Origin of the sequence: Kribbella italica, from assembly GCF_014205135.1 — a bacterium.
Classification (GTDB): domain Bacteria; phylum Actinomycetota; class Actinomycetes; order Propionibacteriales; family Kribbellaceae; genus Kribbella; species Kribbella italica.
In genome coordinates this window covers 8,627,392-8,646,974 of the sequence record NZ_JACHMY010000001.1, presented here as the reverse complement: position 1 = coordinate 8,646,974, position 19,583 = coordinate 8,627,392, and the positions used below count along the sequence as shown (strand labels likewise).

Here is a 19,583-nt window from a genome sequence, read left to right as displayed (position 1 = left end):
GTTTGAGGGGCAGCCGAGCAAGGATCAGACCGGCCGATCGTTGCCCTGGCCAAGGAAACACTGGGTCCGTACCTGCGCCGCAGATTTCGAAGCCCGTCGTTGTCGAGCCCTCGTGTGTGCCTTGAGCTCAGCACAGGTTGATCCGCCTTCCAGATGGGTAGTCAGAGCAGCATGAGCGATGTCGACGGGTTGGTCATCGAGCGGCACGACGCGATCTCCACTGCGAAACTGCGTGACGACATCTTGCCGGTGTATGCCGCCTCGCACGACGACCAGATGTACGACCCGTGGTTTCATCCCGACCAGTTCTGGGAGCGTCTGGTCGACCTGTACCTCCCCGGTCGCGACTTCGAGCTCGTTGCGGGGCGAATTGCCGGCGTCGTGGTTGGCTACGCCTTCGGTAGTCCACGAGACCAACACGGCGCGATCTGGGACGACCTTCACTCGGCGTACCCCGGATGGGGGCTACCGGCTGAGTCGGAGCCGCTCTACATGTTCCGGGAGTTCGCCACCGATCCGGAGCATCAGCGGAAAGGCGTAGGGCGCCGAGTGCATGACGCGCTACTCGAAGGAAGACCCGAACCGGCCGCGGAGTTGCTGGTGCGCAAGGACAACGTGCCCGCACAAGCGGCGTACCGCTCGTGGGGATGGGTCCAGCTCGGAGAGAAGCAACCGTTCCCCGACTCGCCCGTGTTCGATCGGTTGGTCTTGAACCTGCGACCTGCCTAGGAGTGTCTCGGCGTTGGAGAACCCAGTGCGGGTTGTGAGTCGCGCGTTGGGTGGTAGTAGCGACGCATGGCCTGGGGGGTCGAGAGTGCGGATCCGTCGCGGCCGTAAAGTTTGGACGAGTTGGATGCGCGTTGGCAGGGCGCGCAACCGGAGCTGTCGCTGCTGCGACTGATGGACTCACCCGGGGGTGGAGGCAATCGACGACAACGGGTTGCGGGAGGGAAATCTCGCTTACCGGCGGCCTGAGGTTTATGACCTGATGGGTGAGGGCGACGGGGTCGTTGGTGGGGTTGTGGGGATCTTGCGTGGGGTCGGGTGGCGGCCCCGGGGGGTGCTTGATCTTGGGTGTGGGACTGGGCGGCATCTGGCGGGGCTGGTGGCGGAGTTCGGGGTGGACGCCGTAGGGGTGGATCTGCAGGAGCAGTTGGTGGAGTACGGGCGTCAGCGGTACGGGGTTGATGTTCGGGTGGGTGATATGCGGAGCGTTCGGTTGGGGCGGCGTTCGATGTGGTCACCTGTTTGGGGAACAGCCTTGCGTACTTGCAGAGTGAGGATGAGGTGGAGGCCGCGCTTGCTACGGCTGCTGCGCACGCCGGCGAGGGGGCGGTGGTGGTCATTTCGACGTTGACGCGGCCGGTTCTGGAGGCGTCGCGGCGGAGTGTGCGGGTCGAGAACGGCCTGGTGATGGCCTCGGTCGAGGTGGAGAGTTACTGGGATGCCGTCGACGGGGTGCAGGTCACTGAGCGGCGGTGGGTGCATGACGGCGGTGGGTGGACCGGGATCTGCTGCGCCGCAGGGTGATCGGGGTGGAAACGCTGACCGAGATGCTGCTGCGGGGCGGGTTCGTGCGGGTCGAGGTTGCCGACTCGGGTGGGGTTGTGGGTGCCGGGCGGACGGCGGACGAGTTCGTGGTCGCCTTCTGCTGAGGCGCGATGCCGGCCGGTTTGTTGCCTTGGGCCACCGACTGAGCGTTCCTAGCGGGGAACGAAGCCGGACCGGCCCTGCCAGGTGCCGTGTTCTGACAGCGGGCGGAAGCGGTAGGTGGCGAACTCGTGGTGGAAGTCTCGGCGGTGGCGTTCGGTCATGGCGGTGGCGTGGCGGGTGGGGTTGGGGACGGGGCTTTGGCCGTGGACCATGGCCTCCATCTCCTGGATGGAGTGCCAGATGGAGAAGGTGGAGATGGTTCGGGGTGGGCGCACGGCGGCCAGGGCGAGGGTGGTGGCTGGGTGGTCGCGGACGAGGCGTTCTACGGGTTTGCCCCATTTGAGGAATCTTGGGACTTCTAGAAGGCGCATTCGGGCGACGGTTACTGCGACCACGGGTTCGGTTGGGGACCACTCGCCGGCTTTTGGGGGGAGGTCGGGGAAGGCGGCCAGGCGGGACCAGCGGCGGAGGTACTGGAGGCGGACGTGCCAACCTGTCGCGAGTTGCCGGCCTAGGGGATCGTCTGCGAGGAAGGTCGTGATGGCGGCCTCGTCGTCCCAGCGGGCGAACATGGCCATGCGGCGGAGTTGCAGGCGGGACGGCGAGAGGGTGGGGGCGCCCAGGCGCATCAGGGCCAGGCACTCGGCGTGGCGCAGGCCGGGGGCGGACGGGGGCTTGCGCAGTGCACCTGCCGTTGTCGTGGGGCGGAGCTCCGCGAGGTGGAAGGTGAAGATCGTCATCGTCGGGCCACTGTCCCACGGAGGGAGATCAGCGGATGCCGTAGTCGTGGATCTTTCGGTAGATGGTGGCTCGGGACATGCCCAGGGCGCGGGCGGCTTCGCGGCGGTTGCCGTTGTTGTCCAGGAGGCTGCGGATGACGGCGTCGCGTTCGAGGGACTCCAGCGGGCTCAGGCTGCGGCGGCTGATGGACTGGAGGTCGGCGGGGAGGTCGGCGAGGGCCACTACGCCGGTACGGCGGCGGTGCTGGACGATTTGTTTGAGGACCTGGCGGAGCTCCGCGGTGTTGCCGGGCCAGGAGGAGCGGAGGAGCTGGTGGAGGGCCTCGGGGGAACAGCGGAGGCCTCCTCGGCTCAGGCGGCTGAGGAAGAAGGGGACCAGTTCCCGGATGTCTTCGGCGTGGTGGCGTAGGGGCGGGACGGTGACGGTCAGGGGGAAGAGTGGAAGCAGTTCGCCCAGGTCCGGGTCGGTGCTGCCTACGGTGAGGGTCAGGGCGACCCAAGGTGGGTCGGTACGGCGGTCTTCCAGGGCGGTGTAGAAGGCTCCGACCAGTTCGTCCAGCTGGGGTGGGGTGAGGCGCTCGGCGTGGCGGATGATCAGCGCCTGCACGGTGTCGTCGGCCAGTTCTGCCTCGACGTCGGCTGCGAGGTCGGATGTCGAAGAAGCGTCCAGTACGGCGACGGCGCCGGCGGGGTTGTTCTGCTGGTGGGCCGCACGGGCCAGGGCGAATTTGCCCGTGCCGGCCTCGCCGCTGAGGACGGTCCATTGGCCGGCGCGGTAGGCGTTGTCGACGTCTCGGCAGCAGGCGAGCCAGGGGCCGCTTCGGCCGACCATGCCCGGAAGCTCGGGGCGTGGGGGCGGCTGGCTGGCTCGGACGGTCATGACGCCGAGGCCGGGAGCCCGCGGGGTGACCTGGAGGACCGCGGCGGTCGTGCGGACGCCTTCGGGGACCGGGCGGCAGGTGATGCGGACCCGGGTGCCGCTCGGCAGCTCGACGGCCACGGCGGATCGGCCCTCGGTCAGGAGCTCGGTGCCCTGGGCGAGGATCGCCGCCTGGTCGCTGTTGTCGAGGTTGCGCCGGGCGTTGGCGTTCATCACCAGGAGGTCGCCGTCGAAGGCGAGCACCATGTCCGCCGTACGACGTCCGGCCTGCAGGTACTGCTCGACGAGTTCCTGCTGCCGCGCCGTGCAGTCCCGCAGCAGCGCCGCGCGGATCTGGTCCGCGGTGGTCTTCGCCAAGGCGATCAGCAACGAGCCCGCGTCCTTGCGCCAGCAGGTGAGGTCGATGGCGCCGACGGTCTTGCCGCTGATCGGATGCTTGATCGGTACGCCGGCGCACGCGAGGTCCTCGAGGTCCTCCGCGTAGTGCTCGTGCCCGAAGACGTGCATCGGGCCGCCGCGTTCGAGCGCCGTCCCGATCCCGTTGGTGCCCGCGAACTGCTCCGAGTAGCTGAATCCCGGCGCGAGATGCACCCGGTCCAGGTGCCGGCTCAGCTCGTTGTCGGCGGTCAGCCGCCGCAGCACCAGGCCGTCCCGCTCGGTCAGGATGACGCTGATCGGCTGCCCGTCGAGATGCTCGTGCAGCCGCAGCAGGACCGGGTCCGCGCTGCGCGCCAGCGGCTGGTCGAGATCCGGGTCGGCGACGTACGGGAGGTCGATCCGGTCGGCGGGCAGGTTGCGCCGGCGCGAACGGACCCAGGAGGCGAGGACCGGACGGCGGACGTCGCCGACCGGGAAGTTGTCGTAGGTCAGGAAACTCAACCGGGCCTTCTCGGTCCGGCCGCTGTCTCCTCCGGGGATGGTGTCCAGTTCCTCCACGACGAGGCCTCACTGTCGAGGGTGGCATCGCTGCTTCAAGGCTAGCCACGCACGCGCCGGCGGTTGTCTCAATTTGAGACAACCGCCGGACGGGGACGGAACCTAGTCCGACGTGCTGGTTGCCATCTGACTCCGAAAGAGCGCAGTGAACCTGCCGCCTGCTGCGACCAGTTCGTCGAAGGTTCCCGACTCCACGATCGATCCGTTGTCGAGCACATAGATCCGATCCATGGCTTGGAGCGTCCACGCTCGATGGGAGACGACGATCGTGATCCGGTCCGCACGAGTTCGATGAAGCCGTGCGAACACCTCGTACTCGGCCTCTGCATCGATCGCTGAGGTCGGCTCGTCAAGAATCCAGACGGGCGCGTTACGCGCATAAATCCTCGCCAGAGCCATGCGCTGCCACTGGCCACCGGAGATCCCGACTCCACCCTCCCACTGGTCACCGAGCTGCGTATCGAGCCCGCTCTTCATGGCCGCCACGACATCCGCCGCCTGAGCCTTTGTCAGAGCGTCCGCGAGATCGTCGTCAGACAGTGCCCGTGCGGGCTGACCCAACCCCACCGCGTCGCGTACTCGCAGCTCGAAGCGGCCGAACTCCTGCGACAACGCGCCGAACACCGCGAGACGTTCAGCCTCCTCGAGCTGAGCGGCGTTCTGTCCGTTGATGAATACGCCTCCCGAACTCGGATCGAGCGCTCCGATCAGACAGTTCACTGCCGTCGTTTTTCCTGCGCCATTGGGTCCCACCAGTGCAACCATCTCGCCGCGCCGCGCGCTGAGGGACACGCCGTCGAGTGCCGGCGGCGATACTTCGTCGTACGAGAACCTGAGATCTACTGCCTCGATCTTGTGAACGGCGGGCGCCTCGCTTTGTGGTGCTGGTTCGGGGGCATCTTCGAGCAACTGAAGATGTCGGCCGACCCTGGGCGATGCTTCGGCAAGTGATCCGAGCGAGAATCCTGCAGAGCGGATCGCCCCGGCCCCGGCCACTGCAGCGACAACTCCTGCTGCTGCTCCTGCCGTTGCTTGCTCGGTCACGAGGACCAGGAGTGCGGCGGCGATCAGAGCGCCAGTGACCACCCCGGCGAGGATCTGAGCCTTGAGCAGGGGCCGTAGAAGGCGGCTCTCGAAGTCGGCCACAGTGTGATATTGAGCCGCCGTCCATGCGGCAACTCGCTGACCTGTACCCAAGCTGTTGAGTTCAGTCGCGCTGCGCTGATGAGTGATCAGTGTCTCCAGATAGCCGGCGCGTCTCGACAGCGCTGCCAAGGGAGCGTCCATCCGGTCTTGGACCCGATTGAGATAGCTGGAGGCCAGATAGACGGGCAGGGCTGCCAGCAGGACGAGCAGGCCGGACAAGACATTGAAGGTAAAGACGGCAAGACAAACACCGATGGCGCCGATGATTCCCTGCAGTGCCAGGAGGACATTCAAGTACAGATAACCAGTCTGCATGGAAATCGCATCTTTCACAGACTGCACCCGGTCGACGGTCTCCGGCCGGCGCAGCATCGATGGAGGCATCGCGGCAACTGCGTGCGCCAAATCGCCGTGGAGGTCGGCGCGGGCTCGGCTGACGATTTGATAGCCGAGCGCACGGACCGCCTGGGCCAGCGGTTCCGTCGCAGCGACGCAGAGTGCTACGCCGATCATCCCCGTGGTCAACGCACCGGAATCTCCGGTCGACACAGAGTCGACCAGACGAGCGATCAGGACCACCTGCAGACCCGGCAACAGGCTCACCACCACCAGTAGTCCCAAGCTGCACGTGGTCAACGCTGCCGAGCTTCGCCATGCGGTCCGGAAACCGAACAATGACGAGGTGAAGACATTCTGCGACGACAGCGGTGATTTCGTCTTCTGAGGCATGTGCCTGAGCCTACGGAGCGGGGTCCGCGCTCGCGGTTGTCTCAATTTGAGACAGCCGCCCGCGCGCGGAGGGGTTCTGATGGAAGCAGCGGAGAGGGGCATCGGATGGACGGGCAGCAAGCCATCGACGAGAGCTACAACCCGTGGACGGTCGTCAACGCGGTGTTCCATCAGCTCGCCGACGCCGGGCTGCACCCGGTGCTCGGGTCGGCCGGTGATCCGGGCGAGGCGGCGGCCGCGTTGCTGGTCACGCTCGGCATCCGGCCGGCCGTGCCGGGTGACGCACGCAGCCTGCCCGACGCCGCGGCGGAGCTCGCGGCGATCCGCGAAGCCGTCTTCGGAGACCGCTGATCCGGTACGGCGCCGGCGGAGTCTCAATTTGAGACCTCCCGCGACGTACCGGGTGCGTTGTACTGCAAGTGCAAGCAGGACGTGGCGCAACCCACGTCGTACGGCCCCGTGGGGGTGGGGCCCGGCCAGAGGCCACAGCGAGCCACAGAGGAGTGCCATGAGTCGCCAAAGTGTGGCGAAGGCCCACCAGAAGATCCAGGAGCTGTCCTGGGAGCCCGCCTACCACGAGCCCGTCTCCCAGTACGGGACCGACTACACGTTCCAGAAAGCGCAGAAGAAGGACCCGCTCAAGCAGGTCCTGCGGTCGTACTTCCCGATGCAGGAGGAGAAGGACCACCGCGTGTACGGCGCCTCCGACGGCGCGATCCGCGGCAACATGTTCCGGCAGGTGCAGGAACGCTGGCTGGAGTGGCAGAAGCTGTTCCTGTCCATCATCCCGCTGCCCGAGATCTCGGCCGCCCGGGCGATGCCGCTGCTGTTCCGCACGGTCCCGAACCCGGAACTGCACAACGGCCAGGCGATCCAGATGATCGACGAGGTCCGGCACTCGACGATCCAGCAGAACCTCAAGCGCCTGTACATGAACAACTACATCGACCCGGCGGGCTTCAACTCCAGCCTGCGCAACTTCCAGAGCGACTACTGCGGCACCATCGGCCGGCAGTTCGCGGAAGGCTTCATCACCGGTGACGCGATCACCGCGGCCAGCATCTACCTCACCATCGTGGCCGAGACCGCCTTCACCAACACGCTGTTCGTCGCGATGCCGGCCGAGGCCGCCGCGAACGGCGACTACCTGCTGCCGACGGTGTTCCACTCGGTCCAGTCCGACGAGTCGCGGCACATCAGCAACGGCTACGCGACGCTGCTGATGGCGCTGGCCGACGAGAACAACCACCAGCTGCTGGCCCGCGACCTGCGCTACGCCTGGTGGAACAACCACCGCGTCGTCGACGCCGCGATCGGCACCTTCATCGAGTACGGCACGAAGGACCGCCGCAAGGACCGCGAGAGCTACGCCGAGATGTGGCGCCGCTGGATCTACGACGACTACTACCGCAGCTACCTGGTGCCGCTGGAGAAGTACGGGCTGGAGATCCCGCACGACCTGATCGAGGAGTCCTGGAACCAGATCTGGAACAAGGGCTACGTGCACGAGGTCGCGCAGTTCTTCGCCACCGGCTGGCTGGCCAACTACTGGCGGATCGACCCGATGACCGACAAGGACTTCGAGTGGTTCGAGTTCAAGTACCCGGGCTGGTACGACAAGTACGGCGCCTGGTGGGAGAACTACAACCGGCTGTCGACGCCGAACGGGCACAAGCCGATCGTGTTCGAGGACGTCGACTACGAGTACCCGCACCGCTGCTGGACCTGCATGGTGCCCTGCCTGGTCCGTGAGGACATGGTGATGGGCAAGGTCGACGGCCAGTGGCGCACGTACTGCCACGAGATGTGCAAGTGGACCGACGAGACCGCCTTCCGGCCGACGTACCAGGGCCGGCAGACGCCGAACATGGGCAAGCTGATCGGTCACCGCGAGTGGGAGACGCTGTACCACGGCTGGAACTGGGCCGACGTCGTCTCCGACATGGGCTTCGTCCGCGACGACGGCAAGACGATGGTCGCGCAGCCCCACCTCGACCTGAACCCGGACAAGATGTGGACGCTCGACCACCTGCGGCGCTGTCCCCCGCTGCAGAGCCCGAACGTGCTGCTGAACGAGATGGGTGACGACGAGCGGTCGGCCTTCGCGGCCCGGTACGTGCGCGGCGGTCCCGCCGGGCGCGCCCCGAAGGACAACTGACCCCCTGCCACGGGAGGGCGGGTTCCCCTCACCCGCCCTCCCCCGGTCCCCCTATCCCGTCGGCGCAGTCCCGTCGGCAGTTGCGAGGAGCCATGGGCGACAAGCACGTCGTGCGGTTCGAACCGGTCGGCATCGAGATCGAGGTCGGCGAGGAACAGACGATCCTGCGGGCCGCGGCCGAGCAGGGCGTGATGCTGATGCACGGCTGCAAGGAGGGACAGTGCTCGTCCTGCAAGTCGTTCGTGCTCGACGGTGACGACATCGAGCTCGACCGGTACTCGACGTTCGCGCTGCCGGACTACGAACTGTCCGAGGGCTACACGCTGCTGTGCCGGGCGCACGCCTACGAGGACCTCACGATCGAGCTGCTCAACTACGACGAGGACATGATCAGGTCCGGCCTGCCGATCCAGGAGGCCGTCGCCGAGGTGGTCGCGAACACGGCGGTCACGCACGACCTGCGGCACCTGGTCCTGCGGCTGCTGGACCCCGGCGAGCTGAAGTACTTCCCGGGCCAGTACGTCGACATCACGGTGCCCGGGACCAAGGCCACCCGGTCGTTCTCGATGGCGAACACGTCGAGCCGCGAGGGCGGCCAGCTCGAGTTCGTGATCAAGATCTACCCGGGCGGGCTGTTCTCGTCGTACCTGGACGAGCGGGTCGCGGTCGGCGACCGGCTGGAGCTGACCGGGCCGTTCGGGGTCTTCACCCTGCGCGACAACCCCGGTGCCCGGCTGGTGTTCCTCGGCGGCGGGGCGGGGATGGCACCGATCCTGTCGCTGCTGCGGTCGATGGCCGAACGGGCGATCGACCGGCCGACGACCTTCTACTACGGCGCGCGCGGTCTGCGTGACCTGTGCTTCGACGAGGAGCTGCGGTCGCTGGCCACCACCTTGCCGGACTTCCGCTACCTGCCGGCGCTGTCCGAACCGGCCGGCGACGACGAGTGGGACGGCGAGGTCGGTCTGATCACCGACGTGGTCGCCCGGTACGAGGACGACCTCGGCGGCGCCGACGCCTACGTGTGCGGCCCGCCGCCGATGGTCGAGGCCGCGCTCCCCCTGCTGGAACGGCTGGGGGTCGCGCAGAAGCGGATCTTCTACGACAAGTTCACCACCACCGGCGACGCCGGTGATCCCGAGGTGCTGGAGGAAGAAGCCAGATGACGACCACACAGGACTCCCCGCAGGCACGCAGCGTGCCGCAGCCGGTCTTCACCGACGCCGAGGCCGGCGCCAAGGTCTTCCCGGACTCGACGGCCCGCCGGTACAACTACTACACGCCGCAGAAGCGCAAGCAGAGCCACTACGAGGACGTCACGGTCGACGTCCAGCCGGACCCACGGCACTACCTGACCCAGGGCTGGTTGTACGGATTCGCCGACGGCCGCGGCGGCTACCCGCTGGACTGGACGCAGCTGAAGGCCTGGGGCTCGGACCAGCCCTCACCGCAGCGCGGGCCGGGCACCGGCGGAATGATCGTCAAGGAGTGGCCGTCGACCGGCTGGCACGAGTTCCGCGATCCCAACGAAGAGTGGGAGATGACGCTCTACCGGTACAACTCCAACGTCGTCCGGCAGGTCACCCAGAACGTCGAGGCGGCCCGGCAGTCCAAGGCCTTCGAGCAGTGGAACCCCAACTGGATCCGGTTCGTCGAGCAGCACGTCGGCGCCTGGATGCACGTCGACCACGGGCTCGGTCTCTACCTGTACGCGAACGCGAACCGGCGGGCTCCCACCAACATGCACAACAACGCGATCTCGGTGAACAGCATGCACCGGATCCGGGCCGCCCAGGACCTCGCGCTGTACAACCTGACGCTGAGCGAGGAGATCGAGGACTTCGACGGCAAGGCCCACCTGGAGACCTGGAACTCCGACCCAGCCTGGCAGGGCGTGCGGGAGGTCGCCGAGCAGCTCACCGGCATCGACGACTGGTGCGAGGCGATCTTCGCCGCCAACGTCGTGTTCGAGCCGCTGGTCGGCGAGCTGTTCCGCAGCCAGCTGGTCCAGCACGCGGCGCCCGGCAACGGCGACTTCGTGACGCCGACGGTGGTCGGCGCGGCGGAGTACGACTTCGCCGAACGCGACCTGCGCTACACGCGGGCGATGTTCGAGCTGCTCACAGGAGACAAGGAGTTCGCCGAGCACAACAAGGCGATCCTGCAGGGCTGGCTGTCCACCTGGACCGAGCGGTCGATCGGCGCGGCCCGCAAGCTGCAGCCGCTGTGGTCGCAGCCGGACACCAAGCCGCCACGATTCGAGGACGGGCTGGACCGGGCGAAGAGCCGCTTCCGCGGCATCGTCGTCGGGTTGGGCCTGGAAGAGCCCAAGGAGCTGGGACTGTGAGCACCGCCTTCACCACCGCAGAGAGCCCGTTCAAGTCCGACAACACCCCGTCCAACAAGTGCGGTTTCACGCTGATGAACAACCAGGTCGGCGCCGTCGTGGCCGAGGTGATGAGCGGGATGGACAACGTCACCGTGACGCCGTTGCCGTCGATGATCCGGGTCGACGCGATCGGCAAGATGGAGGTCGTCTACGACGAGATCTCGGAGGCGCTCGGCGAGGAGCAGGGCTACTTCGACGCGGCCCAGTTCGAGGAGAACATGTCCACCCACTACGGCCGGATGATCCACCTCGACGACCGCACGATCATGTTCGCCAATCCCGAGGACGCCGCCGAGTACATCGGCTTCGACCTGACCACCCGCTGAGCACCTCAGGAGGCGACCGTGTACGAGCACAACGGCGAGAAGTACTTCGTGGTCGACAGCCACATGCACTACTGGAACGCCGGCCCGGACAACTGGGTACCGGGCGCCGAGCAGTACGCCAAGGGCTGGATCGAGTGCTTCCACGCCTACCAGAGCCTGGCGCCGAAGGAGACGCACTGGCCGATCGAGAAGTTCATGAGCTACACCGAGGACGACCTGATGAAGGACGTCTTCTCCGACGGCTACGTGGACGTCGCGGTCTTCCAGCCGACGTACCTGAAGGAGTGGTACAAGGAGGGTTTCAACACCACCGAGAAGAACGCCGGCCTGGGTGAGAAGCATCCGGGCATGTTCGTCCTGAACACCCGGTTCGACCCGCGGGACGGCGACGCCGGGCTGGACGAGCTGAAGGCGAACGTGGAGCGGTACGGGTCGAAGGGCGTCAAGCTCTACACCGCCGAGTGGAACGACGGCTCGCGCGGTTACAAGCTGACCGACCCGGCGGCGTACCGGTACCTGGAGAAGGCCCAGGAGTACGGCATCAAGAACGTGCACGTCCACAAGGGCCCCACCATCTGGCCGCTGGACAAGGACGCGTTCGACGTCTCCGACATCGACCACGCCGCGACCGACTTCCCCGAGCTGAACTTCATCGTGGAGCACGTCGGGCTGCCGCGGATCGAGGACTTCTGCTTCATGGCGACCCAGGAGCCCAACGTGTACGCCGGGCTGTCGGTCGTGATCGGCGGCCTGATGGCGGCCCGGCCGCACTTCTTCGGCAAGGTGATGGGCGAGCTGCTGTTCTGGGTCGGCGAGGACAAGATGACCTTCGGCAGCGACTACGGCATCTGGGAGCCGAAGTGGCAGATCGAGGGCTTCGTCGACTGGGAGTTCCCGGATCTGCCGGAGTTCGCCGACTACCCACGGCTCGGGGTCGAGGGCAAGAAGAAGATCCTCGGGCTGAACGCGGCCAAGCTGTACGACCTGAAGGTGCCCGACGAGCTGCAGCTCAGGGACGCAGAGCCCGCGGCGCAGGACGACGCGAAGCTGGTCACCCAGTAATGACGACGGTGACGCAGAGGTCCAGGGTGCTGAGCGCCCTGGACCTCGTCCGCGACCCCGAGCTCGACGAGCCGATCACCACGCTCGGATTCGTCGCGTCCTGCCACGTGTCGGCCGCCGGCGACGTCGTCGTCCGGCTCCGGCTGCCGACCTACTTCTGCGCGCCCAACTTCGCGTTCCTGATGGTCGCCGACGCGTACGACGTCCTGGCGGCCCTGCCCGAGGTGCGGACCGTCGACGTGACGCTGGAGGACCACTTCGCGGCGGCGCAGATCAACGCGGGCGTGGCCGCCCGGGCCGGGTTCGTCGCGGCCTTCGACGGCGAGGCCGCCGACGAGCTGGACGAACTGCGCCGGACGTTCGTGTCCAAGGCGATGCTGGCCGGCACCGACCAGGTCTGCCGGCCATTGGTTGCCACAGGCACCGATCCGGACGCGCTGGCCCGGCTGACGCTGGGCGACGTACCGCCGTCGGCCGACCTGGACCGGCTCCGTCGCCGGCGAGCCGAACTCGGCCTGCGCTCCGACGACGGAGCCGCACTGCTCGTCGACCCGGCCACCGGTACGCCGGTCGCCGCGGCCGGCGTACCGCAACATCTCGGCTTCGCCCGGCTCACCCGGACCGGGATCGAGGCCAACACCGGGATCTGCAGGGGAATGCTCCAGCACCGGTACGCCGGTGCCGGAGCCGGCGAGGAGGGACCAGGATGAAAGCAGTCCGGCTGCACGGGTACCACCAGCAACCAGTGGTCGAGGACGTTCCCGAGCCGAAGATCAGCGGCCCGCTGGACGTGATCGTCAAGATCGGCGGCGCCGGCGTGTGCCGCACCGACCTGCACATCATCGAGGGCCAGTGGGCCGACGCGATGCAACCCACCCTGCCGTACACGATCGGGCACGAGAACGCCGGCTGGGTGCACGAGATCGGGTCCGCGGTCACCAACGTGCAGGTCGGCGACACGGTGATCCTGCACCCGACCCCGACCTGTGGGCTGTGCCACGCCTGCCGGGCCGGCAACGACATGCACTGCGAGGACAGCACCTTCCCCGGCCTCGACTCCGACGGCGGGATGGCGGAGTACCTGCTGACGTCGGCCCGGGCCTGCGTGAAGCTCGATCCCAGCACCCAGCCGAAGGATGTCGCGGCGCTCGCCGACGCCGGCATCACGGCGTACCACGCGGTCCGCAAGGCGATCCCGCAGCTGTACCCCGGGAGCACCTGCGTGCTGATCGGGGCCGGCGGCCTCGGTCACATCGGCATCCAGTGCCTGGCCGCGCTGACCGCCACCCGGATCATCGTGGTCGACCGCAACCCCGAGGCGCTCAAGCTCGCCGAGCAGCTCGGCGCCGACCACAGTGTCGTTGCCGACGGCACCCAGATCCAGGCGGTCCAGGACCTGACCGGCGGCGCGGGCGCGCACGTCGTCCTGGACTTCGTGGCCGAGCAGGGAGCCGAGCAGGACGGCTTCGCGATGACCAGGCCGAACGGCTCGTACTTCGTCATCGGGTACGGCGGGGAGCTGCGGGTGCCGACACTCGACCTCATCTCCACCGAGCGCAACGTGATCGGCAACATCGTCGGCACGTACACCGACCTGGCCGAGCTGATGGCGCTCGCGCAGGGCGGGAAAGTCACGCTGCACACCAGGACCTACCCGTTGGAGGCCGCCGCCGAGGCGGTCGCGGATCTCGATGCCGGCCGGGTGCGGGGGCGAGCGATCCTCGTTCCGTAGCGCATCCAGCACACCGTTCGCCCTGACCGGGCACGTACTGAGGAGCTAACGATGGCCAAGGAACTGCGCTTCGGTGCACAGGCGCGCGAGTTGATGCTGGCGGGGGTGGAGCAGCTGTCGGAGGCGGTCAGCTCGACGCTCGGTCCCAAGGGCCGCAACGTCGTGCTGGAGAAGATCACCGGATCCCCCGTCGTCACCAACGACGGCGTCACCATCGCCCGCGAGATCCATCTCAGGGACCAGTTCGAGAACATGGGCGCCCAGCTGGTCAAGGAAGCCGCGATCAAGACCAACGACATCGTCGGCGACGGCACCACCACCGCGACCGTGCTGGCGCACGCGATCGTCCGCGAGGGCATGCGGGCGATCGGGGCCGGTGGCAACCCGGTGCTGGTCAAGCGCGGGATCGACCTCGCGGTCGCCCGGCTGGTCGAGCGGCTGCGGCAGGTGGCGTACCCGGTCGCCACCGAGGAGGACTTCGCCCGGGTGGCGGCGATCTCGGCCAACGACGACAACCTGGTCGGCTCGGTGATCGCCCGGGCGCTGCACGCGGTCGGCGACGGCGGCATCGTCACCGTCGAGGAGTCGGCGGTGCACGGGATCCGGGTCGACTTCGTCGAGGGGTTCGAGTTCGACAACGGCTACCTGTCGCCGTACATGGTGACCGATCCGGGCAGTCTGCAGGCCGTGGTCGACGACCCGTACATCCTGCTCTGCAGCGAGAAGATCTCCAAGGTGCAGGAGCTGATGCCGCTGCTGGAGAAGGTGATGCGCGACCCGAAGCCGCTGGTAATCATCGCCGAGAACCTCGAGGGCACCGCGCTCAGCATGCTGGTGCACAACCACATCAACGGGCACTTCCAGTGCGTCGGCGTCCGGGCGCCGGGGTTCGGCGACCGGCGGCTGCACAAGCTGGAGGACATCGCGGCCATCACCGGTGGCGCGGTGCTCAGCCGGCACTCGGGCTTCTCGCTGGAGACGATGGGGATCGACAAGCTCGGCCGGGCCGACCAGGTCCGGGTCACCGCCGAGCGGACCGCGATCGTCGCCTCTCCCGGCCACGAGAAGGACGTCGAGTTCCGGCTCGCCCAGCTGCGGGCCGAGCTGGACCGGGCCACCTTCGGGGTCGACGAGGACGTGCTGACCGAGCGGATCGGCGCGCTGTCGGGCAAGGTCGCGGTGATCTCGGTCGGCGCACCGACCCCGGCCGAGCTGAAGGAACTGCAGCACCGGGTGGAGGACGCGCTGTCGGCGACCCGAGCGGCGATGGCCGAGGGGATCGTGGCCGGAGGCGGCGTCGCGATCCTGCACGCGGCGTCGGCGCTCGACGACCTCGAGGTGAAGGACGACTACGCAATCGGCGTCGAGATCGTCCGCCGGGCGCTGCGCGAACCGGCGTACCTGATCGCCACGAACGCCGGCTACAACGGCGACGAGGTGCTCGCGCAGATCGACAAGCTCGGCCCCGACGAAGGCTTCGACGCGCTCGACGGCCGGTACGGGAACATGCTCGAGATGGGCATCGTCGACCCGCTCCGGGTGGCCCGGTCGGCCCTCCAGAACGGCGCGTCGGTGGCCGGCCTGCTGCTCACGACGAACGCCATGATCGCCGAGGAGCAGACCCCGTGGGGCGGCAGCGCCGCGCTGATGACTGAGTTCGGTCCGCTGGACGACGGCCTGCACCAGCCCTCACCGGACTCCAGTACGCCGCAGTCGCTGGGCCTGGGGCCGTCGGTCGGCTGACGGGATCAGCCGATCGGTTGATCGGTGGCGAGCTCGATGGGTGATGTGGGCGGAGGGTGCCGTCCGCGAAGGTCGTCGTATGACAGCTGTGGTCGAGGTACAGGACCTGCGGAAGTCGTACGACGACCGCGCGGTGGTGGACGGGGTCTCGTTCGCCGTGCAGGAAGGGGAGATCTTCGGGATTCTCGGGCCGAACGGGGCCGGGAAGACCACGACCGTGGAGTGCGTGGAGGGGCTGCGGGTTCCGGACGGCGGGCGGGTTCGGGTCGCCGGGCTCGATCCGGTGGCCGATCACGCGGCGGTGAGTCGCGTGCTGGGGGCTCAGCTGCAGGAGAGTGAGCTGCAGGCCAAGCTCACTGTCCGGGAGGCGTTGGAGTTGTACGCCGCGTTCTATCCGCAGCCGGCCGACTGGATGCAGCTGGCCGAGCGGCTCGGGCTGATCGGGCAACTGGATCGGCGGTTCGGGGTGCTGAGTGGGGGCCAGAAGCAACGATTGTTCATCGCGCTGGCGCTCGTCGGGGATCCTCGGGTGGTGGTGCTCGACGAGCTGACGACAGGGCTGGACCCGCGGGCCCGGCGGGACACCTGGGAGATCGTCGAGGACGTCCGGGCGCGCGGAGTGACGGTCCTGCTGGTCACGCACTTCATGGAGGAAGCGCAGCGGTTGTGCGACCGGATCGCGGTGATCGACCAGGGGCGGATCACCGCGCTGGACACGCCGCAGGGGTTGATCAGCCGGATGGCGGGCGGCACGGTCATCTCGTTCACGCCGTCCGTTCCGGTGGAGCTGGGGGCGTTGCCGGGGCTGGTGTCGGTCGAGGACCGAGCGGGGCGGATCACGCTCAGAGGGACCGATGCGACCGTGACCGCGTTGCTCTCGTTGCTGGCCCGGCAGCGGGTCACGGCTCTGCAGCTCCGGGTGACCGACGCGACGCTCGACGAGGCCTTCCTCGACCTGACGGGAGCTGGGAAATGAGTGCCACGACCGCGGTGTTCAAGGCTGAGGCCCGGTTGTTCGGGCGGGAGCCCGGGGTCTTGTTCTGGGTGATCGGCTTTCCCCCGTTGCTGCTGGTGATCCTGGGGTCCATCCCGTCGTTCCGTGACGCCGGCGGCGAGTACCGGCTGATCGACATCTACGTGCCGGTGCTCGTTCTGGTCGCGCTGATCATGGCGGGCGTGCAGACGATGCCGCCGGTGATCACCGGCTACCGCGAACGCGGGATCCTCCGGCGGATGTCGGTGACGCCGGTGCGGCCGGGCGCGTTGCTGACGGCGCAGATGGGGCTGAACGGCGCGGCCGCGATCCTCTCGGCGCTGCTGTGCCTGACGATCGGCAAGGTTGCCTTCGGCGTGCAGTTGCCGCGGCAGGCGTTCGGGTACGTCGTAGCGTTGCTGCTGACGGCCGCGGCCGCGCTGGCGCTGGGAGCGCTGGTGTCCGCTCTCGCCCGTACGGCGAAGATCGCGGGGGCCATCGGGTCCGTGGTGTTCTTCCCGAGCCTGTTCTGCGCGGGGCTGTGGATCCCGGTGCGAGCGATGCCGGAGCTGATGGAGCGCATCGTCGTACTGACGCCGTTCGGAGCCGCGGCGAGTGCGCTCGATCAGGCGTCGACCGGGCAGTGGCCGGACTGGTCCCACCTCGGGGTCCTGGCGGGCTGGGCGGTCGTACTGACGGCCATGGCCGCGCGCTGGTTCCGGTGGGAGTAGGAGACTGGGCCCGTGGACACGGACATGGAGCGGCGGCAGGAGGTGTTCCGTCGGTGGCTGCCGTACGGGCTGCTCTGCATGGGGACGCTCCTGGCCGCCGCGACGACCGGGCTGATCATGCCGGACACGGACGACCGGATCCTGGCCGGCGTACTGGTCGCCGCGGCGCTCGCGGTCGAGGTGTGGTGGACCCGGACCGAGCGCACGAATCCCGGGCCGAATCGCATCTCGGCGGCGTACTACGTCGTCCGCCTCGCGATCGGTTTCGTGCTCACGCTGCTGAACGGCTTCTTCGCGTTCTACGCCGTCGTCGGTTACTTCGACACCAACGAGCAGCTCGCCGGCCGGCGCGCGAAGCGGCTCGCGCTGTTCGCCTGCTCGATCCCCGTCGCCGCCGCGCAGACCAGTGGGATTCCGGTCGGCTACGCGATGAAGTGGGTCGTGTTCGCCGGTCTCCTGCTCGTCAACAACGTGCTGCTGACCACCGTCATCCACTTCTCCGAGCAGGAGGAGGAGCGGTCCCGGACCCGGGCGGCCACGATCGTCGAGCTCGAGCGGGCCCAGGACGAGAACGCCGCGCTGCAGGCCCAGCTCCTGGTCCAGGCCAGGGAAGCAGGCGTGGCCGACGAGCGCCGGCGGATGGCCGCGGAGATCCACGACACGATCGCGCAGGGCCTGACCGGCATCATCGCCCAGCTGCAGGTCGTCGCGAACATCTCCGACGAGCCGGCCGTCCAGGAGCGCGTCGGCCGCGCGACCGAGCTGGCCCGGCACAGCCTCAGCGAGGCGCGGCGCTCGGTGCAGAACCTCGCCCCGGTCGACCTCTCGTACGACGGCCTCCCGGTCGCGATGCGCAAGACCGTCGACCAGTGGGCCGGACGCACCGCCGTACGCGCTGACTTCACCCTCACCGGCACGGCGCAGGAACTCCACCCGGAGGTCTCGGCGACCCTCCTCCGGATCACCCAGGAAGCCCTCGCGAACGTCGCCAAACACGCCTCCGCCGAGCGCGTCGGGGTCACGCTCAGCTTCATCGACGACGAGGTCACCTTGGACATCCGTGACGACGGGAAGGGCTTCGACCCGCTCGCCCGCCCCGGCCGCAGCAGCACCGGCGGCTTCGGGCTGGACGGCATGCGGCCCGCGCCGAACGGATCGCGGGTTCGCTCACCGTCGAGTCCGAAGCAGGAGCCGGTACGGCGCTGTCGGCGCGCGTACCGTTGGTGCCCCATGGCTGAGATCTCGCTCCTCCTCGTCGACGACCACCCGGTCGTCCGCAACGGCCTGCGCGGCCTGTTCGAGTCGGTGCCCGGGTTCACCGTGCTCGCCGAGGCGTCCAACGGCGTCGAGGCGGTCGCGCTGGCCACCGAGCTCGACCCGGACGTGATCCTGATGGACCTGCGGATGCCCGGCGGCAGCGGGCTCGACGCGATCACCGAGCTGACCCGCCGCGGCGCCCGCGCGAAGATCCTGGTCCTCACCACGTGGGACTCCGACACCGACACGCTGCCGGCGATCGAGGCCGGCGCGACGGGTTACCTGCTCAAGGACGCACCAGGACCCGAGCTGTTCACCGGGGTGCGCGAGGCGGCCGCGGGTCGTACGGTCCTCTCCCCCGCCGTCGCGTCCCGCCTCGTCTCAGCGGTCCGTACGCCGGCCAGCCCGCTCGCCGCCCGGGAACGTGAGGTGCTCGCACTCGTTGCCAAGGGCACCTCCAACCGGGAGATCGCCCGCGAGCTGTTCATCAGCGAGGCGACGGTGAAGACCCACCTCAGCCACCTGTTCACCAAGCTCGGCGTGACCGACCGGGCCGCGGCCGTGGCCAAGGGGTACGAACAGGGGATTCTCGGCCGGGACTAAGGGAAGCAGGCGGCGACGGCGAGCCCGTCGACGAAGTCGTTCATCTCGTGGCCGGAGTGGCCCTTGACCCACTGGAACGCGATGTCCCCGCGGGTGGTCACCAGCTCGACGAGCGGCTCCCACAGGTCCCGGTTGGCGACCGGCTTCCTGGCCGAGGTGAGCCAGCCGCGCTCGAGCCACCCGGTGTGCCAGCGGTCGCGGAAGCAGTTCACGACGTACGTCGAGTCGGAGACGATCAGCAGCGGACCCTCGTTCGCCCGCGCGGCCTCGAGGGCGGCGCGGATCTCCATCCGCTGGTTCGTCGAGGCGGCCTCGTGGCCCGCGGCGTACTCGGTCTTGGACAGCGCCCAGGCCCAGCCGCCCGGACCGGGGTTGACCGAGCAGGCACCGTCGGTGAACACGCTGCGCGCGCCCACGGGGACGGTCATGTCGGCGGGACGAGGACGGCGTACGCGAGCTGTGGGCATCAGACCGAAACAGTACTCCGCAAGGCCTCGCCCTCGGTGACCCGGCCGTCGTAGTGTC

Annotated in this window: 19 protein-coding genes; 15 read left to right on the top strand and 4 right to left on the bottom strand. The window is 68.3% G+C overall.

Annotated elements, in window-relative coordinates; translation table 11 throughout:
* The first annotated feature begins 171 nt into the window (after positions 1-171).
* The 3 genes from HDA39_RS40610 (at position 172) to HDA39_RS40600 (ending at position 1,530) form a co-directional block, all read left to right on the top strand.
* Entirely contained in the window at positions 172-729 is a 558-nt protein-coding gene (locus HDA39_RS40610; protein WP_184804787.1) for a GNAT family N-acetyltransferase, read from the top strand.
* A gap of 259 nt (positions 730-988) precedes the next feature.
* Positions 989-1,357 carry a class I SAM-dependent methyltransferase gene (locus HDA39_RS44185; RefSeq protein WP_420488809.1) on the top strand — a complete coding sequence of 123 codons (369 nt, stop codon included), beginning with the start codon at positions 989-991 and terminating at the stop codon, positions 1,355-1,357.
* Entirely contained in the window at positions 1,270-1,530 is a 261-nt protein-coding gene (locus tag HDA39_RS40600) for a hypothetical protein (protein WP_184807063.1), read from the top strand. Before HDA39_RS44185 ends, HDA39_RS40600 begins: the two co-directional genes overlap by 88 nt.
* 173 nt (positions 1,531-1,703) lie before the next feature.
* On the opposite strand, the gene HDA39_RS40595 is transcribed toward HDA39_RS40600, so the two are convergent.
* The 3 genes from HDA39_RS40595 to HDA39_RS40585 form a co-directional block, all read right to left on the bottom strand.
* Complete coding sequence (locus HDA39_RS40595) at positions 1,704-2,393, bottom strand: hypothetical protein (RefSeq protein WP_184804783.1); 690 nt, start codon at positions 2,391-2,393, stop codon at positions 1,704-1,706.
* Between the two features lie 28 nt (positions 2,394-2,421).
* Positions 2,422-4,209, bottom strand: a complete 1,788-nt coding sequence (locus HDA39_RS40590) for a GAF domain-containing protein (RefSeq protein ID WP_202893276.1) — start codon at positions 4,207-4,209, stop codon at positions 2,422-2,424.
* Between the two features lie 102 nt (positions 4,210-4,311).
* Positions 4,312-6,084, bottom strand: coding sequence for an ATP-binding cassette domain-containing protein (locus HDA39_RS40585; RefSeq protein ID WP_184804780.1), 1,773 nt, complete (start codon positions 6,082-6,084; stop codon positions 4,312-4,314).
* Positions 6,085-6,189: 105 nt separating this feature from the next.
* Between HDA39_RS40585 and HDA39_RS40580 the strand changes: the two genes are divergently transcribed.
* From HDA39_RS40580 to HDA39_RS44020, 12 genes are all read left to right on the top strand, one after another.
* Positions 6,190-6,435, top strand: coding sequence for a hypothetical protein (locus HDA39_RS40580; RefSeq protein WP_184804777.1), 246 nt, complete (start codon positions 6,190-6,192; stop codon positions 6,433-6,435).
* A gap of 157 nt (positions 6,436-6,592) precedes the next feature.
* Positions 6,593-8,242: a ferritin family protein gene (locus HDA39_RS40575; RefSeq protein ID WP_184804774.1), complete on the top strand. Its 1,650-nt coding sequence runs from the start codon at positions 6,593-6,595 to the stop codon at positions 8,240-8,242.
* Positions 8,243-8,334: 92 nt separating this feature from the next.
* Positions 8,335-9,408, top strand: coding sequence for an NADH:ubiquinone reductase (Na(+)-transporting) subunit F (locus HDA39_RS40570; protein WP_184804771.1), 1,074 nt, complete (start codon positions 8,335-8,337; stop codon positions 9,406-9,408).
* The gene (locus HDA39_RS40565; RefSeq protein ID WP_184804768.1) at positions 9,405-10,589 is read left to right on the top strand and encodes a ferritin family protein; all 1,185 of its coding nucleotides are present in this window, start codon (positions 9,405-9,407) and stop codon (positions 10,587-10,589) included. Before HDA39_RS40570 ends, HDA39_RS40565 begins: the two co-directional genes overlap by 4 nt.
* On the top strand, positions 10,586-10,957 hold the full coding sequence (gene mimD / locus HDA39_RS40560) for a propane 2-monooxygenase effector subunit MimD (RefSeq protein WP_184804765.1): 372 nt from the start codon (positions 10,586-10,588) through the stop codon (positions 10,955-10,957). Before HDA39_RS40565 ends, mimD begins: the two co-directional genes overlap by 4 nt.
* An 18-nt stretch (positions 10,958-10,975) precedes the next feature.
* Positions 10,976-12,019, top strand: coding sequence for an amidohydrolase family protein (locus HDA39_RS40555; RefSeq protein WP_184804762.1), 1,044 nt, complete (start codon positions 10,976-10,978; stop codon positions 12,017-12,019).
* Between the two features lie 26 nt (positions 12,020-12,045).
* Entirely contained in the window at positions 12,046-12,729 is a 684-nt protein-coding gene (locus HDA39_RS40550) for an iron-sulfur cluster assembly protein (protein ID WP_202893275.1), read from the top strand.
* Positions 12,726-13,751, top strand: coding sequence for an NAD(P)-dependent alcohol dehydrogenase (locus HDA39_RS40545; protein ID WP_184804751.1), 1,026 nt, complete (start codon positions 12,726-12,728; stop codon positions 13,749-13,751). The genes HDA39_RS40550 and HDA39_RS40545 overlap by 4 nt, the downstream gene beginning before the upstream one ends.
* Positions 13,752-13,802: 51 nt before the next feature.
* A complete protein-coding gene (groL, locus tag HDA39_RS40540) occupies positions 13,803-15,494 on the top strand; it encodes a chaperonin GroEL (protein WP_184804747.1) in 1,692 nt (563 codons plus the stop codon).
* 79 nt (positions 15,495-15,573) lie between these two features.
* Positions 15,574-16,470: an ABC transporter ATP-binding protein gene (locus HDA39_RS40535; RefSeq protein ID WP_184804745.1), complete on the top strand. Its 897-nt coding sequence runs from the start codon at positions 15,574-15,576 to the stop codon at positions 16,468-16,470.
* Positions 16,467-17,198, top strand: coding sequence for an ABC transporter permease (locus HDA39_RS40530; protein WP_184804742.1), 732 nt, complete (start codon positions 16,467-16,469; stop codon positions 17,196-17,198). Before HDA39_RS40535 ends, HDA39_RS40530 begins: the two co-directional genes overlap by 4 nt.
* 12 nt (positions 17,199-17,210) lie before the next feature.
* Positions 17,211-19,058: a response regulator gene (locus tag HDA39_RS44020; RefSeq protein WP_202893274.1), complete on the top strand. Its 1,848-nt coding sequence runs from the start codon at positions 17,211-17,213 to the stop codon at positions 19,056-19,058.
* On the opposite strand, the gene HDA39_RS40515 is transcribed toward HDA39_RS44020, so the two are convergent.
* Entirely contained in the window at positions 19,055-19,525 is a 471-nt protein-coding gene (locus HDA39_RS40515) for a ribonuclease H family protein (protein ID WP_238356277.1), read from the bottom strand. The two genes, HDA39_RS44020 and HDA39_RS40515, sit on opposite strands and share 4 nt — an antisense overlap.
* Positions 19,526-19,583 lie beyond the last annotated feature (58 nt).